Raw genomic sequence first — 21129 nt, forward strand, 5'->3', positions numbered from 1 at the left:
CCACGTTCCGTAATTACTAATAAATAACTATGCACTTATATAAAAATGAATAAATATAACCCTACTAATTTTCAGATGAAGATTCTACTTTATCATCGCTATACTTTGCAATAATAGCCATTGCAAGACGCTTCTTAGGGATACGCTGATCCATAGAAGTTTTTTGAATCCAGCGGAAAGCACCCTGCTCAGAGAATCCAGCCTTATCCATAAGAAGACCTTTAGCACGGTCTACAAGCTTACGTTCTTCTAAAGTATCTTCAGCTTTCTTCAACTTTTCTTCTGTTTTCTTCAACTGATCTTCAGCATCGTGTAACTTGTTTTCTGCACGCTCAACACTATCTAATAAATCGTTGATTTCACTAAAGCGACCCATAGCAACTTCCAAAGCAGGAAGAAGTTTAGATTCTTCATATGGCTTAGTAACGTACGCCATCGCTCCAGCACCAGTTGCTTGTTTTACTAAATCTGACTGTGAAAAAGCAGTGAGCATTACTACAGGAGCAATATTCTCATCACAGATTGTTGCAGCGGCAGTAATGCCATCCATAACAGGCATCTTAACATCCATGCATACAACATCTGGATGATTTTCACGAGTCAACTCAATAGCTTCTTGACCGTTAGCAGCCTGACCTATAACTTGATATCCGTTATCTTCAAGCATTGCAACTAAATCCATACGATTAACTGATTCATCTTCTGCAACTACTACAGTACGAATATGATTGGCCTTTTTTTCTTTAGCTTCTCGCTGAACAGCTTCATCATCTGCAGCTTTGCGCAGCTCATCATCAGTAAGTACCTCAGGCATTGCTGGCTCTGTCCCTTCATTTTCATCCATACCTGGCATATCCAAAACCTCACTTCATTGCCACACATTCACAGGACAACATCGCCATGCATCTTTAACATGGCGTTCGCGCAACGGCACACTCACAAACACTAGCGAAAATTGCGCATCATAACACAATCTGCAAGTCATTAAAATACCGCATGCGCACCATGTTCGTGTCAATTAATAATATCATAAGAATTGCAAGACGCGCGAACAAGCACATACAATTAGCACTATTTTGCTTATTTTATATAATCGCAGATAATAATACAGCCAACGCACCAAGTATTGCCTGAGCAACGCACATAGGAAAAGCATCCTTATAGTCACCCATAAGCACACATTTAGTAAATTTATAGGCTTTAATAATAATAACCAACAATAAAATCCACTGAAAAGTAGCAAAAAATAAATGCCACGAAGAATTGCATACAATTGCACTAAAACTGAGGAAAATTTCAACACTATAAAAGCGCCATATTGACGGCACTGCTGAAGGTAACGCAATAATCAAAACAGAATATGCAATCAAAAGAACAGCAGAAACAATGCTCATAGCAGCACATAAACGTCTGCCATTGCGCTCGCCAATTTTAACCATAGCAGTTATTTTTCCATGTTCTTTATCGCTTTTAATATCTCGAAGATTGTTTACCATCATTAAGCAAGCCGAATAAGCACCAGGAATGCAAGATATTAGCACACAAGCCAAAATCCTTTGCCTGTTATTGATAAATATGCTAGTTTCTGGAATACCAATTCCATATGTAATTGCGCATAACGAACCAATAAAAGGAACAGGGCCGAAAAATACAAACGCACTTACTTCTCCCCAACCCTTATAACCGTAAGGATGTTTACCTCCTGCATAAAACCATGCTGCAGCAAAGCACGCAATTCCAAGTAAAATAAACCAATATATTCCAGTTCGCAAAACAATAATCAAACCAAAAATACAAGAAATAAAAGCAGAAATTATTACGGCTTTAAGCACAGATTTCGCGGAAATTCCAGCATTTGCAAGGCGCCAAGATACATCGCACAAAGGTTTTGAATTATTGCTACTTAAAGCACGCAAACTACGATTCTCATCCAAGCCATTCAATCCGTCACAATAATCATTGGCATAATTGACGGCGATTTGTATAAACGCAGCAACCATGCAGCACAAGAAAAATTGTATAAAACATTGCTCTAGATGCATAACTGGTTCTTCAAAATACGAAAATCGTATCATTCTAAATGAAACCGCAAACGCCATAACAACAGGAACTAAGCCTATTGGAAGCGTGTAAATTCTTGCACCCTTAAGCCAAATTTTTACACTTTTCATCAAAAGCCTCATAAATTATTTATGATTTATTTATTTATGATTTACACAAATATTTTATACTAAATTTGGCAAAAAGATTGAAGTGCATATTGGTAAAGCAATAATAAGTGCAGAAATAACTAGAGACAAGAATCCACGCCATCCGAATGGGTATTTGTAATACGAAGACTTGCGTGTGCGCAAATAAAAACCGCGCTCTTCCGCTGCTAGTGCAGAACTATCTGCTTTACGCACTGAAGAAACCAAAAGAGGCACAATAAGAGGCATCATAAGTTTTAATTTTTTAAATGGATTTTTACTATCGTATTCAACTCCGCGAGCCATTTGAGCTTCTGTGATTTGAGACATTTCTTGCGCAAAAATAGGCACAAAACGAACCGCAGTAGTTATAGTAAAAGCGTAACAATATGGAATATGCAAATATTGGACTACAGCATTTGCAAGATCGTTTAATTTAGTTACTGTTAGTACGGTAACAAGAGGAAAAGCAAAGCAGAACAATCTCAAAGCAGCTTTTGCACCAATATCAATGCCGTGCAATGTGAACCACAAGAAAATATAGTTGCCACTTTGAGCAATAACAGTCTGCAGCAAAAACATTACGCAAGAAATTATTAACATAGCTTTAATAAGACCAGATAATGTTTTAACAACACGAGTAAAAGCCATGCCAATAAAAATAATAGCTGCAAGCGCAATAAGCGCGGAATACTGTTTAGCAATAAACACGCTTATTACAACACTCGTAGCAAGAATTAGTTTTGCAATAGGATTAGTGCGATGAAGAAAAGTGTTACCTGGCTGGTAAGTTAATAATCTCGTTTTCATAAATATCAGACGCCTTTACTTCTACTTTTATTTGCTACTTTTATTTGCTATTGCTTCTGTTAATTCTGCTGATTCTGTACAGTCTGTTTTGTGATTTTTTCGCCGCGCAACGCTTCTACTAATTCTTCGCGCACATACAAGCCATTGCACTTATTAAATCCATGCGCAACCAAGCCTTGAGAAACGGAACACAATAATGGTGGATACAATGCTGCAGCAGAGCACACTTCCGGTTTTTCAAACACATCGTACGCTGAACCATCAATAATAAGCTTTCCATCATTAATTGTTATAAGTCGAGTTGCATAATCAAGCACAACTTCCATATCGTGACAAACCATAATCACGCAACAACCGTTTTTTCTTAAACGCTCTACAACTTGCATAATTCTCATGCATTCCTTGTAATCAAGACCGCAAGTTGGCTCGTCAAGAAGAAGAATCTTAGGATTTGTTACAACTGTTGCAGCTAAAGCAACCATTTGACGCTGGCCACGAGAGAGCATAAACGGGCTAGCTTCAGAATCCAGCTCCAACTCATCAATAATTTCCATTGCGTGAGCTTTAGCTTCGTCCTCATTCTGACCAATCAAAATACAGCTTAAAGTAACTTCTTCAAGTACCGTTTCTTTGCATAATTGTCGGTCAGGATTTTGAAATAAGGTAGATACATATTTTGCTATTTGACTAATACGAAGAGACTTAGTGTCAACGCCATCAATTGTTACGTTGCCTTCTGTTGGTTTTAATAAACCATTAATAATTTTGGTAATAGTTGTTTTGCCAGCACCATTTCTACCAACAAGAGTTACGAGCTCTCCAGCGTAAGCTTCAAAAGACACGTTTTTTAGCGCACTAACGCCACTTTGATACAAAAAACTGACGTTTTTAAGCGAAAGACATGGTGAATCGTTTTTCGATTTATTTTGTGCGTAAGATTGTGTAGAGACTTGCGATTCGTGTGAAAAGTCGCAAGCAAGCGCCGATTTATTTGAATCGCATTCACGATTATCAAATTCACTATGTGAATCAACATGTGAAGTCAAAGATTTTTCACTATTAATCGTATTAACAATAGTATTTACTGTATCTTCTACAGACACAGGCAAATCGCTTTTAGAGCAAATATTCTCACGCTGTAAATCATTAACCAAATGCGTAGTACGCGGATAATTTATTCCAATAGAATAAAGCAAATCCATATTTTTCAACGCTTGGCTAACAGGCAAATCAAGCGACAAAATGCCATTAGAAAGCACAACTAAACGCTTGCAATACTCGCTTAAAAGCGCAACTTTTTGCTCAATTACAACAACCGTTATTCCAAAATTCTTATTCAAATCTTTAAGAATCGAAAAAATCATTTTAGAAGAAACAGGATCTAAAGCGCACGTCGGCTCATCTAACACCATAACTTTAGGCTTTAGCGCAAGAATAGCAGCAATTGCAACCTTCTGCTTTTGACCTCCAGACAAAGTGTCTAAATCACGGTTACGCAAATCACTAATGCCAACAATTTGCAAAGCTTCATCTATTCGACTTGGTATTTCGCTATGCGCAACGCCAAAATTTTCTAAGCCAAAAAGAATCTCATCTTCAACATTTGCGGCAACCATTTGCGCATCAATATCTTGAATAACAGATCCAACCAAGCAAGCAATGTTAGTTAAAGCAAGATTGTTAGTGTCTTGACCCGCAATCTTAACGCTTCCTAAAAGTTCGCCAGAATAATGATGCGGAATCGCGCCAGAAAAAAGCGAAGCAAGAGTTGTTTTTCCAGAGCCAGAAGGACCAATAATTCCCACAAATTCGCCAGATTCTACGCTAAGACTTACATCTTTTAGTGCAAAAGTGGAATCTTGTGCCTCTGAAGAGTCTAAAGAATCATCTTTATTCCGATTCACATACTTAAAAGACACATCTTTTAGCTCAAGCAAAGGCACAATAATTCCTAACTCTTAGAAACCTAACAATTACAATTACTAATGATATCTTACGATTATATTTATTCTGCGATTATATTCTTTGATGATTATATGACTTGCTGCATATTATCCAGCACAAACTATTCAACAAAATCATCAAATACATATTATCCAAAATACATATCATCTAAAATAAATCATCCAAAACAAATTCAAACACTTACTTATGCAGAACGAGTCGAATTGGGGTGTAAAGCACTTCAACAACAACAGCATTAAACACAGCAGTTCCAAAAATGATTGGAAGCATAACAAAAATCGTCTTAGGAGAATGAAGAACAAAGAAAGATGCAGTAGAAGCAAATATTAAACCAGAAACAACTGTAGTTATAAAAGTTGCTATAAGTGGGAAAATACTGAACTTTCTAGCAGCATCCTTAGGGAAAACGCGAACATAAGCCATAATCATCAAAGTCATAACAATCGCTGCCGGAATATCGCAAACATAATTAAGACCAGGAATAGATGCGTTAAATTGCATCAAAGTTGCAGCCAAAGCACCAATAATCGCGCCCTGAATAACATTTGGACGAACAAGCAAGATTGCAAGACAGAATGATGCGATTAAAAAGTTTGGTTTAATGTTTCCAATTGAAAGTGCTTTTGCAGCAGTAAAGTCAAGAATACATCCTGCTGCAAAAAGAACTGCAACCAACACTAAAGACGTAATATCTAAAGCATGCTTTTTAATGCTTACAGCATTAATCATGCTATCTGCATGTTCGCTAATTTCCTGATTCATAATCTTCTCCTTCATAATGCGATAATCAAATTTTAATTATCGACTTTTGATATTTATTTATGCTTACTTACATTCATTTATGTTTGTTTATATTTGTTTGCGTTTATTCAAGTTAATTTATTTACTTATTCTTCAATGTTGTTTTACTTGTGCAAAACAAGTCGAATTGGAGCGTAAAGCACTTCAACAACAACTGCATTAAATACTGCAGTTCCCAAAATAATTGGCAACATAACCATTACCATATTTGGAGAGTGAAGAATAAAGAAAGCTGCAATAAGAGCAAAAATGCAACCGGAAATTACTGTAGTAATGAAAGTAGCAATAAATGGGAATACGCTTACTTTACGAGCTGCATCCTTTGGGAACACGCGAATATAACCAATTAATATTGCAGTCATAATGATTGCAGCTGGAATATCACAAGCATACTCAAGGAACGGAATCGAAGTATTAAATTGAATTAACGTTGCAGCCAAAGCACCAATAATAGCACCCTGGTAAATCTTCGGTCTAACAAGCAAAATCGACAAGCAGAATGAAGCAATAACGAACTCAGGCTGAATATTTCCAATAGAAAGAGACTTTGCAACAGTAAAGTCAAGAATGCATCCTGCAGCAAAAAGCACTGCAACTAACACCAGTGAAGTAATATCTAATGCGTGATTCTTAACTTTCACATTTTGCATCATTGCAGCTGCAGCATCTGTAGTTGCGTTTGCACCATTGTTGTAAGCTTCCTTAACGGTTTCGTTAATTTCTTGAGCCATGATTTCTCTCCTTGTTTAAGCTTCATATTATTTGAATACAAAGCTATCGAATATTTTGTTGTTATTTGTGATTTGTGATTTGGTTATTTTTTAAAATTTAAGCTTATATACAAAAAGACCTCCGGGCTTACCCCGGAGGTCTTTTATAAGCTTTTATACGCAGCTTCTAAAACTTCAGAGTAAACTCACACCAAAGAGAAGACTGCCACCACCACATACGAGCAGCGTTAAGAGCATTGTGAGATTCAGCATTCATGTTCATGTTACGCATGATAACTGCCTCCTTAAGCTCATTAGCTGACTGTGGCTCACACACAAACCTCAACCGAAGTATTCGATATTTATTTGTGTTGGAAATGATGCTAACACTGCAAAAGTACAAATGCAAATATTGATTCGTAAAATATAATCATATTTTCAAAAATATAAGCAAAACATTACTTTTTAAAAATCTCCTATAAACCATTCTTACATAAGGAAAACAGCTACTATAATTTTAAAAAACGCCCGAAATTATTCAAAGCAAAAAATTTCTAAAAATAAGCGCAACACGCAAGCAAAAATAAAAAATGAGGGTAATAGCTTAGCAATTGCTACTACCCTCATTTTTTATTAAAACCTCAGTACTTAATCACAAAACACAAAATTATGCGAAAAGCACTTTGGATTTTAATAATTGCAAGACAGATGCTTAGAACGCCTTACTTTAATCAAGAAAGCACCTGCAACAGGCAACAATATTGCAATAATAAATGCGATTTGCGCTACACTACTGCCTGTTGAACTTAACGCATGAACATTCTTCTTAACAGCATTATTTACTACTGTTATTTCAGTCCAAGCAACTTGATTACCTTTTTCGTCAACCAAAACAACCGTATGCTTTCCGGTATATCCAGCTGGGAACTGAGCATCAAATTGAGGCTTGCCATTAACCATGCGAACAGTCACAAACTTTGAACCATCAGCACCCTTAAGCAAGCGTGGAGATGAATAGATATACGCGTAAGCATAAACTACTCCATCACGCTGCAAACGCTCGGTGAACTCTTTGTTTACAACATTAATTCTCACACTGTTAACAACACCTGCAGTTGCAACGTTATTGTTACCAACGCTAAGAGTTCCCTTTAATTCTGGATTAAGCTGCTGAACTGTTTTCGGAGCAACAGGTACAGGAGTAGATTCTGCTGGCTTAGCTGGAGCTGGTTTAGCAGAATCAGCTGGAGCCGGCTTTTCTGTTTTTTCCGACGGAACTGGCTTTTCCGACGGAACAGAAGGCTTAGACGGCTTTGATTGTTCACTGGACTCAGACGGAGTCGGCTTCGGAGCAGGAGCAGGAACTTGCTGATGCTCACCAGGTTTTGGAGCTGGAGCTGGCTTTGTGCCAGGCTGATCAGGTTTTGGCTTCTCAGGCTTCTTACTAGGATCCTCACCAGGCTTTGGCTTTTCACCAGGCTCAGACGGATTCTCAGGCTGTTTGCCAGGCTCATCACCAGGCTTTGCATCCGGAGGAATTGGCTTAGATTCCTTATCTTTACTAAGCAATACTGCTGTAGAAACAGGAGCAATCTTGTATGTGCCATCATCAGCAACAGTTGCATCTTGAGCAGTATCATTCACTTTGCCATTAGCAACAAGTGCAGAATACTTTCCTGCTGGAATCTTTACTTGAGTTTCAGCATTATTAGCATTGAACACTACAACATATTGCTTATCTGCATCGTTAAGTGTGTAAGCAATTACACCATCAGGAGTGCCATCAATCATCTTCATGTTCTTGTTAATTATTGCATAATCAAAATCACGAAGAGATTTAATGCTCTTACGTAGCTTCAACAATCCCTTGAAATAGTTCACGGAATCAGACTTGTCAGCAGCACGATTCCAATCAAGAGCATTGTCTTTATCGCCAGCATTGTAACTATTATCGTTACCATTCTTAGTTCGCAAGAATTCCTGACCAAGCTGAATAAACGGCATGCCGCGAGAAAGCAAAATCATTGAATTTGCAAGCTTTACTCGTCTCAATCGTACGTCTTCAGTGTCGTTAGGAGCAGAGACCTTTAGCTTATCATACAACGACAAGTTATCGTGAGCTTCAACATACTGAACAATTTGACCTGCATCAGCAAAGTGCGTTTCAGCATTACCATTCCAGCACTTAACAGTACTACTCGTGCCAAATTGGCAACCAAGCAAATTATGCTCAAGCAAAGCCTTAACACCTTTATCTGTATTGCCATTGACAAAACCAGTACCCTTAGCAGCAAACACAGAACCTTTTACAGAATCGCGGAATGAATCGTTAAAGAACGCTACTCCTGGAATCTTATAAGCATTTGGTTGAATAGTAGACTCGCTCTTAGGAAGCAGTTCATTCATATCCCAGCCTTCACCAAGCACAATAATTGAAGGATCAATCTTATTAAGCTCAGCACGCACTTCTTGCATAGTCTTCAGGTCAATTAAGCCCATCAAATCAAATCGGAAGCCGTCGAGGTTGTAATGCGTAGCCCAATACTTCACAGAATCCAAAATATACTTGCGCATCATTTGACGTTCAGACGCAGTATCGTTACCGCATCCAGAATTACCATTCAGAGCACCATCCTTATAGCGGAAGTAGTATCCAGGAACTGTCTTGTTAAACGAATGATTTTGTGCGTCGTAAACATGGTTGTAAACAACATCCATAATCACGCGCAAACCAGCCTTATGAAGGCCAGCAATCATTTGCTTAGCTTCCTGAACTCGCGTTGTTGGATTGGCAGGATTTGTAGAGTAAGATCCTTCAGGAACATTGTAGTTTTGCGGATCATAACCCCAGTTTTGAGCGCCTTGCTTTCCATAGCTCAAGTCACCAGTTTCATTCACAGAACCAAAATCATACATTGGCATGATTTGTACGTGAGTGACACCAAGCGACTTCAAATAATCAAAGCCAGAAACATTCTGCTTATCTTTAGTCTTAGTGCCTTCTTCTACTACGCCAAGATACTTGCCACGATGAGCATCGCTAATACCAGAGTTTGGATTGATCGAAAAGTCACGAACATCCATTTCTGCAATTGTTGCGTCACTTGGATTCGTAAACTTTGGCATACGATTTCCAGCACTGCCTGCGTCTTTATCTGCTAATACAACAGAACGCTCACCGTTTACTACTGCAGCTTTCGCATAAGGATCAGCAGAAACATTCACTGTGCCATCAGCAAAATGAACTTCATATGCGTAAGCTGTATTAGCTTTGTCACCTTCAAGCTTTACAGACCATACGCCACGATCTTCTGCTTTCATAGCTGTTTCTTTGTCTTTTTCAGCTTTTTCAGCAGTCGACTTATAAGTAATCAGCTTTACTTCAGTTGCTGTTGGAGCCCAAAGCTTGAAAGTAGTTGAAGAAGCAGAATACACAGCACCTAAATCATCACCATTGTACGCGTATTTCTTATCGAACTCATCGGTACGAATTACGCTAGCACCAGTTTTTGAGGAAGCAGAAAGCTTAATACCTGTAGCTAATCCTTTAATACTCAACTCATACTTATGCTTAATATTAAGGTCATTCTTGGTTTCGATAGTAATCTCTGAACCATTAGCTTTAGCAGAAGCAATTTCAACTTTCTTGCTAGGATTTTCACTAGTATCCAAAAGTGTTACGTCAGAATCTTTTACAGAAGACACGTCACCAGACACTTTTACAACTAACTTCTTTAAGCCAGCAATATCAGCAGACATCACGTGAGCTGTAAGTTGTGGCATAGTAGCGTTTAAGTACACTGTCATGTCATCTTGCATTAACCAGACTTCAGCACTACCCTTGTTTGGATTATTTGCATCTAGCTTAATCGCATTGTTTGGAATACTGCGATTGCTAGGATCTTGTTGATCCCAAGCGTTAATTGGCGTAGATTTTCTAACTTTGAAGCCAACACTGTCAATACCAGCATCATTCTTAGCAGTAAAGGTTGCAACTTTGCCATAATCGTCATGCGAAGTGAAGTAACGAGCAGTACCACCGGTTCCGTCATTCCAAGTCCACATGTTCCAGCCTTCATAATCGCCAGCATTCCTGCGATAATGAACTGTTACCTTTAGCTCTTTTGGCTTCTTCTTAAGGTTGTCTGGAGCAGCAAACTGCGTAGTATCCGATCCGCCTGTTACCCAAGCTTCAGCAAGACCACTTGCGCAGTTTTCAATAGCACGATCGCCACCGTCTTTATTCCAATCTTTTGTAGTAGTAATAAAGGAAAGTGACTTGTTTTCAAAAGAACCATCAACCGTAGTTTCAAAAACTTTTCCGAATTTATCAGTGCCATTAAATTTATGCCAAGCTCCAGGTAAATCTTTACCATCCTTGTCTTTGCCCCACAAATAAACGCCAATATCGCGAGTATCACCAGCTTTTGGCTTGTAGTGGATACGAACAGTAGTCTTTGGATTATATGCTACTGGGCAAGGATTTACTCCAACGCTACCCTTGTGATCTTGAGCTACATACGAATCAGTGTGAGCTGGAATCTTAAAGTTATTATTATCTCCTTCGTGATACCAGTAACCTTTGCCATCGTTAAACACTGCTTCATAAACTTTGTCATTGGTTCTAATTGTCTTCTTATACCAACTATCGCAAGCCTTTTGCATCTCATCGCCAGGAGCTTGAGTCCAGCTTGAGCCTATACCGTAGTGAACATATACTTTTTTACCGTTAAACTTTTCATCTGGCTTAAAGTAAATGGTCGTTGTAGGATCTTCTGGCATACCTGCATCAGGCTTTTCTTCACCATATTGAGGATCAGATGTGTCTGCGGCAGAGCCTGCCGGAGGATTAGCCTTTGTGGCATTAACATGTAAAGCTACTGCTTCGCGAGCGCCAATCTTGGTTCTAACTTCACCTTTTTCAACTTTAACAGTCTTAGAGCAGTCTCCTGCAGCATACACATTGCAGTACTCACCATCAGGCAAATCAGTCTTATAAGAAACTTCTTTTTCGTCAAGAGAATTGTTGATCGCTAAGAAGCCCTTCTTTTCGCGGCTAAAAGCAATGTTGTTATCGCCATCATCCTGCCAATTTGTGACTTTCGCACCTTGAACAGCATTGTAGAATCCAATCATTCCACGAATCGAAGTCCAACGCTGAGTGCACTGCCACTTTGAATTAGCACCACAAGTTACTTCCGGAACAGACGTTTCAGTTGCACCAGGAGCACCATCATCATTCTTATCGAACTTGTATCCGGAATACACGTTTGGAGTGCCGTATGGCCACGCGAGCATGAAAGCGTTTGCTAAAGCGTAACGACGACCGTCCTTATACGTAAGCACGCTGTTACCGCGCTCTGTATCCCAATTCGTAACGAAAATAGCAGCTTTATCGCTCTTAACCATTCCGTCTTGAACTTTGTTCAAAGGCTTACTTGCCTTCATCAGCGAGCCTTTGAAACTTTGCATAAGCTGGTAAGAGTAGCCAAACTCGTTAACTTCGCCTTCATTCAAATGCGCAGCTGGCTGAATTTGTTGAGCTTCTGAAGGATTGCCAATAGTTTCCTGCATCCACCAGATGTCATGAATCTTTTTGCTATCTTCAACACTTTCGTTGTATTGCCTTATAGCAGAAGCTTTAATGCCCCTCATATCTTCTGGCGAAATATGCTTTACAGCATCAACACGGAAACCAGCAACACCAAGCTTCAACAAATCTGCAAAATACTTACCTAAAACTTGCTGAACATGCGGCTTAGAAGTATCCAAATCAAGCAAACCAACAAGTCTGTGAGTCCAAACTTCTTCAGCATTCGTGTAATCTTTAATATTTTCAGTGCTCTTATGGAAATCATCCTTAGTGTATCCAGCGTCTTCAAAAGTCTGCGAAGCAGCATCATACTTACTACCACCAACGCCAACAGTATCCTTATTATCAACGCCAGCCATGTGATTAATTACAGCATCTGCAATAATTCCAACCTTTGCTGCTTTGCAAGTTTTAATCATATCTTTAAACTCAGCTTCAGTGCCAAGTTTAGAATCAAGCTTATAGCTCACAGGCTGGTAAGAAGTCCACCAAGCTTTACCTTTAATATGATCCTGAGAAGGCGAAATTTGCACATACTTCACACCTTCAGGGCCATAAGTTTTAGTGCACTCTTGAGCAATACTCTTCCAATTCTGCTGGAATGCAGTAACAATAACACCTTTACCTTTAAGAGTTACATTCGAAGAAGTTTCTTTGCTATTGCTAGACTCCCCGCTAGTCACAGCGTTTGCGCTAATTGTAACAGCAAAACCAGTTACAAGCATTGCAACAGACGCAACAATAGCAACCATCTTCGATGCAAAGTGTCGACGATGACTCATCAGTATCCTTTCCTCCATTGGTATTAACGCGCTCCTTCCTTGGACGCATTAATAGCTCTAATACACAAGCGATGGCTAGCACAACTATGATGCTAACCATCGCCTAATAATATGTACAATCAGCGGAGAAAATTATACCATCTACATACTGACAATATTGCAATAACTATACAAAAACTGTAATAATATCAATATAAATTTATTTCCAAATCGTCTTTTACTTCACATCCTACTTATTAGAACCTGCCTTATTTTTGCGCAAAATCAAAGCTAGTTCAATCAATAGCACAGCGAAAACAATTACAATCATCGTAACAGTACTAAACGTGGAAGTACTTCCAAAATGCTCTACAGCCTTAACATGCAAAGCAATAGCAGAATAAGCTGGAATAGTTGTCTCTACTTTCCCACCATTTACAGTAACTGTGCTAAAGCATTTACGTGAAGCATATACGTTGCAATACTCACCATCAGGCAAATCAGTTTTATAACTCACATTTTTAGGCTTGTCAGTATTGTTAATCGCCAAGAATCCCTTGTTTTCGCGACTAAAAGCAATGTTATTATCGTTGTCATCTTGCCATTGAGTCACTTTCGTGCCCTTAACAGCATTATAGAATCCAATCATTCCACGAATCGAAGTCCAACGCTGAGCGCATTGCCACTTTGAATTCTTGCCGCACTTTACATCTGGAATGTGCGTATCAGTTGCACCAGGAGCACCATCATCGCGCTGCGTGAACTTATATCCAGAATAAATATTTGGTGTTCCATAAGGATAAGCAAGCATAAAAGCATTAGCTAACTCGTACTTTGCTCCATCCTTATAAGTGAGAACTCGAGTCGAATTGTCACGCTCAGTATCCCAGTTAGTCACAAAAATAGCGGCTTTCTTATTAGGAATAAGCTGATCTGTAATATGAGACAAATTCTCAATTGAACCATAGAAATAATTACGCAAGCGATACGAGTATTCAAACTCATCTACTTCGCCTGTACCAACATATTGATCCGGCTGAATTTTAGGATCTTGTTCAGGGAAACCAATTGTTTCTTGCATCCACCATATGTTTTCAGGCTTCGTTCCAGCAGCTTTAGCAGCAGCTTCTTTTATGCCTTTCACATCCTCAGGACACATATGTTTTGCGGCATCAACTCTAAAGCCTGCAACACCCATTTTTAGCAATTTTGCAAAATAGTTACCAAGAATTTTTTGCACATGCGGCTTAGAAGTATCCAAATCAAGCAAACCAACTAAACGATAATTCCAAACGACTTGCGCATCTTTATATGTGTAAATATCTTTATCTATTTGGTGAAAATCATCTTTTGTGTAACCAGCATCCGGATAGCTTTGATTTGCCGCATCATACTTACTACCGCCAACACCTACAGTATCTTTATTACCATCGCCGGTTGTGTGATTAATTACAGCATCAACAACAATTCCAACACCAGCAGCCTTGCAAGTAGTAATCATATTTTTAAACTCGTCTTCAGTGCCAAGCTTTGAATTTAGATTGTAACTAACTGGCTGGTAAGAAGTCCACCACGCTGTACCTTTAATATGATCCTGCGGCGGCGAAACCTGTACATAACTCACACCCTCAGGACCATAAGTTTGCTTACACTCTTTTGCAATACTTTTCCAATTTTGCTGAAAAGCAGTAACAATCACACCTTTTGGCGGAAGACCGTCTGTTGATTTAGTTGAAGCAAATGCCGAAGAGTTTGGGACAATAGCAAAAATACACATTAATACTGTTGCTACAGCAGCAATTGCAGCAATTGCAGTAAAAGAGCACATTACATTGCGCTTGTAATTATCGATTAATTCGCAAGCATAATTACTTTTTTTACGCTCACTTACTTGCAATTGTGCACTGTGGATCATCGTTGTTCCTTTCACATACGTACAGCACTTTTCATTGTGCGAGAATACTTTTATTATTATACGCTTATTGTTTATGTACGAGACATTAAAATACAAAATAAAAACGTCGCCTAGCAAGCTAAGCGACGTCGTGCACGTGCCCCCGGTGAGACTCGAACTCACACTGCACAGATTTTGAGGCTGTTTCCTCTACCAATTGGGATACAGGGGCATTTTTAATTTTCCGCATTTTTTTGCGACTTGTCGACTATAGCACACTTTAAGCCACATGCAAATAGTTAAAGCATTTTGCGCGTGTCGCAAATCAACAATATTGATCATACATAACATAATGCGCGCAAACTGCAAAACAGCTAGCGCGCATTATGCAAACTATACTACTGCGCAAATGCACTTAAACTAGAAGAACTAGCGTATTAGTACAAGAACGCAGAATCAAATAATTAGTCGCAAGCACCAACGGTGTGAACGTAGATGGAGTCAGTACGACCAGCCTGGCGTTCACCCTGAGCAGTGCTCAAGATAACAATCTGATCACCATCGGAAACCTTACCGGCTTCGCGAAGAACCTTGTCGGTGAAGATCATCAAATCGTGACGATTCATGTCATGGTAATCTTCATCAATCAAGAAGCCTTCAGTGCCCCAGCTCAAAGCCAACCAACGATAAGTGTGCTCATTGTTAGTCAAGCCAAAGATTGGAGCGGTTGGACGTTCACGAGAAATACGATGAACTGTGCGACCAGTCTGAGTGTAAGCAACAATAGCCTTAGCATTAAGCTTATCTGCCAAATCAACAGCTGCAGAAGAAACAGCACCGGTGCTAGACATATCAAGCTCAACAGCAGGAATGCGATCATAGCCGTGCTCAGTTGCGTACTGAGAAATACGGGACATGGTCTTTACGGTAACATCTGGGTACTTACCAACAGCAGTTTCGTTAGAAGTCATTGTTGCGTCAGCACCGTCGAGAACAGCGTTAGCGCAGTCAGAAGCTTCTGCACGAGTTGGAACTGGAGAGTTAACCATTGTGCCAAGAACTTCAGTAGCAACGATAACTGGCTTTGCATAGCGACGAGAAAGCTCGATGCAACGCTTGGTGACCAGTGGAACCTCTTCGAGAGGCATTTCAACAGCCATATCACCACGAGCAACCATAATGCCATCGAAGGTCTTAACAATCTCTTCCAAGTTTTCAACAGCCTGTGGCTTTTCAATCTTGGCGACGATTGGAATACGACGACCTTCTTCGTCCATGATTTCGTGAGCGCGATCAATATCGGTAGCGAAACGCACGAAGGACATAGCAATAATGTCAGCGCCGGTGCGAATAGCCCAACGAAGATCAGCCTCATCCTTTTCAGTCAAAGCTGGAAGAGAAACTGCAACACCTGGGAGGTTAATGCCCTTGTGGCTGGAAACTGGACCAGCAACAATAACCTTAGTGTGAACGTCGTTGCCTTCTACCTTGGTTACCTCAAGACGAACCTTACCGTCATCGATAAGGATTGGGTCGCCTGCGTGGCAATCTCCTGGCAAGCCCTTAAAAGTTGTAGAAGTGCGGTGCTCGTCACCTTCAACATCATCAGTAGTGATGATGAACTCCTGACCTTCTTCCAAATAAACCTTATCTTCGTCTTCAGCGTTCTTCTTGAACCAACCGCAGCGAATCTTTGGACCTTGCAAATCAACAAGAGCAGCAACATTGCGGCCAGTGGACTTGGAAGCTGCACGAACGTTGTTGTAAACGCGCAAATGATCTTCAGGAGTGCCGTGAGAACGGTTCAAACGAGCAACATCCATACCGGCTTCAACAAGCTTGGTAATACCTTCCAAGGATTCGGTAGCTGGACCAATAGTATCAACGATTTTGGCTTTACGCATAATGCCTACCTATTTTCTATTTCTGTTTATTTTTTATGAGCGATTTAATGATAGAAACCATAAAACGCCCAATTCCGCTTTCCAGTGTATCAACGTATTGTGACCGCTTATTGTATTTATTCGGCGTTTTGTGAACGCTCACAGAAAATAACATAAAATCGCAGATAATACTTGAATAACGCTCAGATAATGCTTGAACAATAGTTGAATAATAATTGAGAATAATAGTTATTTTCTAACTTTGAGCATCGCTTATTTGGCGCAACTCTTTCTTTAGATCGCGTATCTCGTCGCGCAAACGCGCTGCAAGCTCGAATTGCAACTGCTCTGCAGCAACATGCATCTGCTCACTCAAATTTTTAATCAGCGACATAATATCGTCTTGCGGAAGCTCAGAAACATTCGCCATACGCTTTTCTTTGCTTTGCTGCCCAAGATTCGGCTCTTTTGGCACGCCATAATGCGAGTTCCCAGCCTTATTAGCATTCCTGTAACCGCCTGCTAGCAAAGTTTGCGTATCAACATCCTCTTTAGCGAGCATATCGTTCACATCGCTAATCTTCTTTCGCAAAGGCTTAGGATCAATTCCATGAGCCTTGTTATACGCGATTTGCTTTTCGCGACGGCGCTCTGTCTCGCTAATCGCCTTGCTCATAGCATCAGTAACAGTATCCGCATACATAAGAACAGTTCCAGAAACGTTACGAGCAGCACGGCCAATCGTTTGAATAAGCGAACGGTAGGATCTTAAGAAACCTTCCTTATCTGCATCCAAAATCGCAACAAGCGAGACTTCCGGCAAATCCAAACCCTCACGAAGCAAATTGATGCCAACAATCACATCAATTTTGCCTTCGCGAAGCTCACGCAAAAGCTCCACTCTGCGCAAAGTATCAACATCTGAATGCAAGTACTCAACTTTAATACCAAGCTCAAGGAAGTAATCAGTTAAGTCTTCCGCCATTTTCTTTGTAAGCGTAGTAACAAGCACGCGCTCATCTTTTGCTACTCGCTCCTTGATTTCCGCAAGCAAATCGTCAACCTGACCTTCTACAGGGCGAACCTCAATCTTAGGGTCAAGCAAGCCGGTAGGGCGAATAATTTGCTCAACTACACCATCTGAAAGCCCAAGCTCGTAATCTCCAGGCGTTGCAGAAAGATACACAGTTTGACCAACGTGCTCCAAAAATTCTTTCCACTTTAACGGTCGATTATCCATTGCCGATGGCAGTCTAAAGCCATGTTCTACAAGCGTTCTTTTGCGCGAAGCATCGCCTTCATACATAGCTCCAATTTGCGGCACTGTTACATGCGACTCGTCTAAAACTAGCAAAAAGTCATCCGGGAAAAAGTCAAGCAGAGTATGCGGAGGCGTGCCTGCATCGCGTCCGTCAAAATGCCTAGAATAATTCTCCACTCCTGGGCATACACCAACTTGGCGAAGCATCTCCAAATCGTACGTAGTTCGCATTTCCAAACGCTGAGCTTCCAGCAATTTGTTCTGCTTTTTAAGCTGAGCTACTCTCTCGTCGCGCTCTTTTTCAATCGCCTCTAACGCGCGCTCCATGCGCTCCGGTCCTGCAATGTAGTGAGATGCTGGGAAAATATGAACGCTACTCTCCTGGCGAATTACTTCTCCTGTAAGAGGATGTAACATAGTAATTCTGTCGATTTCGTCACCGAAGAACTCAATTCGCACAGCTAATTCTTCGTACACTGGAATAATCTCAACCGTGTCACCGCGCACTCTAAAAGTTCCGCGCGTAAACGCAATGTCATTGCGCTTGTATTGCATGCTAACAAATTGACGTAATAAATCGTCTCGCTCAAGCTGCTCCCCAACACTCAGCATAAGCATTCGCTCGGCATACTCCTCTGGGGTACCGAGTCCATAAATGCACGAAACAGTAGCTACAACAACGCAATCCCTGCGCGTAAGCAAATTCGCTGTAGCAGCGTGACGAAGACGCTCAACATCGTCGTTAATATTCGAGTCTTTTTCAATATACGTGTCTGTTTGCGGAATGTACGCTTCTGGCTGATAGTAGTCGTAGTAAGACACAAAATAGCTCACAGCATTATCTGGCATAAGCTCGCGAAACTCCGCGCAAAGCTGAGCTGCCAAAGTTTTATTCGGCTCAATAATAAGTGTAGGCCGCTGCAAACGCTCAATCAGCCAAGCGGTTGTAGCAGTTTTACCGGTGCCAGTTGCGCCCATTAAAACAACGTCGTTTTCGCCGTTTTCAATGCGATTTGCTAACTCTTCGATTGCTTGCGGCTGGTCGCCCGAAGGCTTGTATGGCGCTTTTACTACAAAAGGCTTGTTTGTGCGCTGAATTTTATTCGACATGTATTTACTTCCCCAGTTTTTTACTTCCCCAGTTTCGTCATTTCAGCGCTTTTATTGTTTGCGTCACACAACCATGATTTTAGCGTATTGTCAACACTGTTAAGCATCGATTCCATTGGTTTAGTGGAATCAACTACAAAATCTGCGATATTTTTTCGCATTTTACTAGGAAGCTGACTATTTATGCGCGCCAAAGCCTGATCCTCAGTCATATTTCGCTCGCTTATCATTCGTTTAACGCGAATTTCTTGAGGCGCTTCAACAGTAATAATATGGTCAAAACTAAATGGAATGCTGTCGATTACTTGCGCAAGGAGCGGAATATCGTGCACAATAACTGAATTTATACTGTCCAACACGTTGCGATTTTCCTTAGAAATTTTACTAATATACTCGCTTTCATACTTGCTTTCTAAGAGCTTTGCGCAATCATAAATAGCAGGATGAATAAGCGACTCAAGCTTCTTACGATTTGCACAACTCTCATCGGAGTACCCAAAAACATGCTTTGCAATAAACTCGCGATTTAAAGAGCCATCATTCAGAACGACATTCTCCCCAAAAATGCTTACGATTTGCTGAAATACGTAACCTCCTGGCTTCACAACCTCGCGCGATAAAACATCGTAATCTATAACAAAAGCGCCAAGCGAACGCAAATGGTTTACTACAGTAGATTTTCCAGCTGCAATTCCGCCCGTTACCGCAATACGCATTATTGTCATATATAAATTATAAGTAATGCCCCGGCAAATAATTACCAGGGCATTATACGCTAAATAATAATTGTAAAATTAGTCTTGAAGTTCAGCTCCATCGGCATCCTTATGCCACTTAGAACCAGGCTGAGAGCAAAGAATGCAAATTCCTTCAATAAATGCCCAAATTCCAGAAACAAAAGCCAGCAAGCCGAAAGAAAGAATAGAAATAAGCAGCTGAGCAACAGCCCTGCCTTTAAAACCAAGATAGAAATTGTGCACACCCAAAGCACCCAAGAAAATGGCTAACAGGCCTGCAGCAATCTTGTTATGAGAGCTTCTGTATGTGTTTGATGAATAATTAGACCCATAGTTAGAGTATGAAGATGCTTGATTGTACTGAGGAGTAGACTGAGAGTACTGACCATATTGCGGCTGAGCATATGGATTCTGATCATACTGAGTCTGACCATACTGTGGCTGACCATACTGTGGCTGACCATACTGTGGCTGAGCATTGTACTGAGGCTGAGCACCGTACTGAGATTGGTTGTTATATTGTGGCTGAGCCTGGTTATACTGCTGGGACTGATCATTGTACTGTGGCTGTCCGTACTGAGTCTGTCCGTCAGAGCCGGAGTAATCTCCAGTTTGATTATCTAAATCACTCACAATAATCACACTTTCTCTCGTAAGAAATTTATTTTCTTAAAAACTGTATAATAAAAAATTAATAAATCAAAGCGTTATTACTAAAGATATTAAAAGATGCCCCGATGATTACTCACCGAGGGCATCTTATTTATAAGCTTTTAGTAGAAAACTACTTCTTTTCGCTCAAAAGCTGTTCACACAAAGCTGCGAGCTAATCGGAATCAGCTAAAGCACCTTAGGTAGAAGTCTCATTCACGCGCTAAAACATCGTAATCTATAGCAAACGCGCCAAGCGAACGCAAATGATTTACTACTGTAGATTTTCCAGCTGCAATTCCGCACTTTACCGCAATCCGCATCATTGTCATATATAAATTATAAATAATGCCCCGGCAAATAATTACTAGGGCATTGTTTATTAACAATAATTATAAAACACTAATCCTTTAACTCGGCACCATCAGCATCTTGATGCCACTTAGTTCCAGGCTTTGAGCAAAGAATCAAAATACCCTCAACCAATGCCCATATTCCCGTAATAATCAACAGGAACCCAAAGGAAAGAACAGAAATAAGCAGCTGTGCAATCGCTTTTCCTTTAAAACCAAGATAAAAATTGTGAATACCTAATGTGCCTAAGAAAATCGCTAGCAAACCTGCAACAATTTTATTGCGCGAGCTTACTAAAGTTGCTTTAGTGTTCTCCTCACTATTTCCATCGTACGAAGGGAACTGAGCATTTTGCTGGTTGTTTTCCAAAGTGTTCATATTTTAACCATCCTTTTAGTAAATACGATTAG

General features: G+C 40.2%; 13 protein-coding genes, 1 tRNA gene and 1 pseudogene. All 15 read right to left on the reverse strand.

The window, feature by feature from the left end; all coding sequences use genetic code 11:
- Window positions 1–64 precede the first annotated feature (64 nt).
- The 15 genes and pseudogenes from P0108_RS06005 to P0108_RS06075 all read right to left on the reverse strand — a co-directional run bounded on the left by P0108_RS06005 (window position 65) and on the right by P0108_RS06075 (window position 21097).
- Window positions 65–853 (reverse strand): ANTAR domain-containing response regulator, encoded by a 789-nt coding sequence (locus tag P0108_RS06005; RefSeq protein ID WP_004111325.1) that lies wholly within the window; start codon window positions 851–853, stop codon window positions 65–67.
- 232 nt (window positions 854–1085) lie between these two features.
- Window positions 1086–2171: a 1,4-dihydroxy-2-naphthoate octaprenyltransferase gene (gene menA, locus P0108_RS06010; protein ID WP_033888750.1), complete on the reverse strand. Its 1086-nt coding sequence runs from the start codon at window positions 2169–2171 to the stop codon at window positions 1086–1088.
- A 54-nt stretch (window positions 2172–2225) separates the two neighbouring features.
- Window positions 2226–2999, reverse strand: coding sequence for an energy-coupling factor transporter transmembrane component T family protein (locus P0108_RS06015; RefSeq protein WP_004111322.1), 774 nt, complete (start codon window positions 2997–2999; stop codon window positions 2226–2228).
- A 59-nt stretch (window positions 3000–3058) separates the two neighbouring features.
- Window positions 3059–4942 (reverse strand): ABC transporter ATP-binding protein, encoded by a 1884-nt coding sequence (locus tag P0108_RS06020; protein WP_103013977.1) that lies wholly within the window; start codon window positions 4940–4942, stop codon window positions 3059–3061.
- 202 nt (window positions 4943–5144) lie between these two features.
- Entirely contained in the window at window positions 5145–5726 is a 582-nt protein-coding gene (locus P0108_RS06025; RefSeq protein ID WP_012914058.1) for a tryptophan transporter, read from the reverse strand.
- Between the two features lie 143 nt (window positions 5727–5869).
- On the reverse strand, window positions 5870–6496 hold the full coding sequence (locus tag P0108_RS06030; protein WP_004111317.1) for a hypothetical protein: 627 nt from the start codon (window positions 6494–6496) through the stop codon (window positions 5870–5872).
- A gap of 669 nt (window positions 6497–7165) precedes the next feature.
- Window positions 7166–12850: a type I pullulanase gene (gene pulA, locus P0108_RS06035; RefSeq protein ID WP_473730865.1), complete on the reverse strand. Its 5685-nt coding sequence runs from the start codon at window positions 12848–12850 to the stop codon at window positions 7166–7168.
- 229 nt (window positions 12851–13079) lie between these two features.
- Window positions 13080–14657: an alpha-amylase gene (locus tag P0108_RS06040; RefSeq protein ID WP_415691623.1), complete on the reverse strand. Its 1578-nt coding sequence runs from the start codon at window positions 14655–14657 to the stop codon at window positions 13080–13082.
- Between the two features lie 224 nt (window positions 14658–14881).
- A tRNA-Leu gene (locus P0108_RS06045) sits at window positions 14882–14955 on the reverse strand.
- A gap of 232 nt (window positions 14956–15187) precedes the next feature.
- Window positions 15188–16627, reverse strand: coding sequence for a pyruvate kinase (gene pyk / locus P0108_RS06050; RefSeq protein WP_116431777.1), 1440 nt, complete (start codon window positions 16625–16627; stop codon window positions 15188–15190).
- Between the two features lie 235 nt (window positions 16628–16862).
- Window positions 16863–18977 carry an excinuclease ABC subunit UvrB gene (uvrB, locus tag P0108_RS06055; protein WP_116431778.1) on the reverse strand — a complete coding sequence of 705 codons (2115 nt, stop codon included), beginning with the start codon at window positions 18975–18977 and terminating at the stop codon, window positions 16863–16865.
- A gap of 20 nt (window positions 18978–18997) precedes the next feature.
- Complete coding sequence (gene coaE, locus P0108_RS06060) at window positions 18998–19702, reverse strand: dephospho-CoA kinase (protein WP_103013973.1); 705 nt, start codon at window positions 19700–19702, stop codon at window positions 18998–19000.
- Between the two features lie 69 nt (window positions 19703–19771).
- A complete protein-coding gene (locus P0108_RS06065; protein ID WP_473730866.1) occupies window positions 19772–20356 on the reverse strand; it encodes a TM2 domain-containing protein in 585 nt (194 codons plus the stop codon).
- Between the two features lie 224 nt (window positions 20357–20580).
- A pseudogene (locus P0108_RS06070) lies at window positions 20581–20697 on the reverse strand (dephospho-CoA kinase); the annotation flags it as partial.
- 70 nt (window positions 20698–20767) lie between these two features.
- Window positions 20768–21097 (reverse strand): TM2 domain-containing protein, encoded by a 330-nt coding sequence (locus P0108_RS06075; protein ID WP_473730867.1) that lies wholly within the window; start codon window positions 21095–21097, stop codon window positions 20768–20770.
- Between the last annotated feature and the right edge of the window lie 32 nt (window positions 21098–21129).

This window comes from Gardnerella sp. c10Ua_244 (genome assembly GCF_055818055.1).

What these genes read in the sequence shown, in the direction of transcription:
- P0108_RS06005 (WP_004111325.1), bottom strand. Translation starts at nt 853, where the DNA reads ATGCCAGGTATGGATGAAAATGAAGGGACAGAGCCAGCAATGCCTGAG.
- menA (WP_033888750.1), bottom strand. Translation starts at nt 2,171, where the DNA reads ATGAAAAGTGTAAAAATTTGGCTTAAGGGTGCAAGAATTTACACGCTT.
- P0108_RS06015 (WP_004111322.1), bottom strand. Translation starts at nt 2,999, where the DNA reads ATGAAAACGAGATTATTAACTTACCAGCCAGGTAACACTTTTCTTCAT.
- P0108_RS06025 (WP_012914058.1), bottom strand. Translation starts at nt 5,726, where the DNA reads ATGAATCAGGAAATTAGCGAACATGCAGATAGCATGATTAATGCTGTA.
- P0108_RS06030 (WP_004111317.1), bottom strand. Translation starts at nt 6,496, where the DNA reads ATGGCTCAAGAAATTAACGAAACCGTTAAGGAAGCTTACAACAATGGT.
- pulA (WP_473730865.1), bottom strand. Translation starts at nt 12,850, where the DNA reads ATGAGTCATCGTCGACACTTTGCATCGAAGATGGTTGCTATTGTTGCG.
- P0108_RS06040 (WP_415691623.1), bottom strand. Translation starts at nt 14,657, where the DNA reads ATGTGCTCTTTTACTGCAATTGCTGCAATTGCTGCTGTAGCAACAGTA.
- pyk (WP_116431777.1), bottom strand. Translation starts at nt 16,627, where the DNA reads ATGCGTAAAGCCAAAATCGTTGATACTATTGGTCCAGCTACCGAATCC.
- uvrB (WP_116431778.1), bottom strand. Translation starts at nt 18,977, where the DNA reads ATGTCGAATAAAATTCAGCGCACAAACAAGCCTTTTGTAGTAAAAGCG.
- coaE (WP_103013973.1), bottom strand. Translation starts at nt 19,702, where the DNA reads ATGACAATAATGCGTATTGCGGTAACGGGCGGAATTGCAGCTGGAAAA.
- P0108_RS06075 (WP_473730867.1), bottom strand. Translation starts at nt 21,097, where the DNA reads ATGAACACTTTGGAAAACAACCAGCAAAATGCTCAGTTCCCTTCGTAC.